General features: G+C 67.1%; 1 protein-coding gene. It reads right to left on the bottom strand.

Annotated features, from left to right (window positions below; translation table 11 throughout):
- A partial coding sequence (locus AAH991_RS40260; RefSeq protein WP_346231209.1) for a transposase occupies positions 1–453 on the bottom strand: 453 nt, incomplete at its 3' end.
- Positions 454–462: the final 9 nt, after the last annotated feature.

Genomic DNA, 462 nt, shown 5'->3' with positions numbered 1-462 from the left:
ATCCAGCCACACAAAGGTGTAGGGGCCGCCGTCCAACGGCCGGGTGCGGAAGGCCTCCACCTGCTCATCCAGAACCTTGGCCATGGCCGAGACCTGGCTTTTGGAGATGCCGCCGATCCCGAGCTGCTCGACCAGCTTGTCCACCCGACGCGTTGATACGCCCAGCAGATAGGAGGTGGCCACGACGCTGACCAGGGCTTGCTCGGCCCGCCGGCGGCGTTCCAGCAGCCAGTTGGGGAAGTAGGAGCCCTGCCGCAGTTTCGGGATGGCCAGCTCGACGGTGCCGGCGCGGGTGTCCCACTCCCGCTTGCGGTAGCCGTTGCGGGAGTTGGTCCGCTCGCTGCTGCGCTCGCCGTAGGAGGCGCCGCACAGGTTGTCGGCCTCGGCGGACATCAACGCCTCGGCCATGGTCTTCACCATGGATCGCAACAGATCCGGATCCTGCGCCTGGATCTGCTCCGT

Origin of the sequence: Microbispora sp. ZYX-F-249 (assembly GCF_039649665.1) — a bacterium.
Classification (GTDB): domain Bacteria; phylum Actinomycetota; class Actinomycetes; order Streptosporangiales; family Streptosporangiaceae; genus Microbispora; species Microbispora maris.
Note: the sequence above shows the minus strand (reverse complement) of the source record. Positions and strands in the feature narration are given on the sequence as shown.